A 710-nucleotide genomic window follows, 5' to 3' on the forward strand; every position below is an offset into this window, starting at 1 on the left:
AACAGGCAATCTATAGGCACCGACTTCCGCACCATCGATGCCCTGACCTACACCTACACCAATGGCAACCAACTGTCAGCAGTAGCCGATGCCGCAGGTTGGGAAGGCTTTGCCGATAAGAACCCTACAGGCCCGGACTATGAATATGATGCCAACGGTAATATGATCAAAGACAGTAACAAAGAGATAGCAAGTATAGAATACAACCATCTCAACTTACCAGCAAAAGTCATCAAAACCGATGGGCAGTACATCAGATACATCTACGATGCGGCAGGCATCAAGCTGGCCCAGGAAGTATATGATGCCAATAACAACCTGATCAAAAAGACAGAATACATCGGAGAGTTCATCTATGAAACAGATGCAGAAGGCAATACAGAACTACAACTGATCCATCATGACGAGGGCAGGATAGTGGAAGACAAAACCACAGGAGACTTTGAATACCAGTACCACCTGAAAGACCACCTGGGCAATACCAGGCTTACCTTCACTACAAAGCCGAAGACCCTGACCTTCCCCGCCACCTTTGAATCGGAAAAGGCAGCAGATGAAGAAGCATTGTACACCAGCATTGCAGAGACAAGAGTCACCTTCAACAGCGCAGACGCCACCGCTTCAGACATCCACACCACCGGCGACAATGAAGTGGTAAGAGTGAACGGCACCCAGCCGATGGGAGCAGGCATCAGCCTGCCGGTAGCCGC

Annotated in this window: 1 protein-coding gene; it reads left to right on the forward strand. The window is 49.6% G+C overall.

Translation table 11 applies throughout. The features are described 5' to 3' along the window. A partial coding sequence (locus C900_RS27885) for an RHS repeat domain-containing protein (RefSeq protein WP_040497747.1) occupies positions 1-710 on the forward strand: 710 nt, incomplete at both ends.

Source organism: Fulvivirga imtechensis AK7, from assembly GCF_000331535.1.
In the GTDB taxonomy this organism is placed as follows: domain Bacteria; phylum Bacteroidota; class Bacteroidia; order Cytophagales; family Cyclobacteriaceae; genus Fulvivirga; species Fulvivirga imtechensis.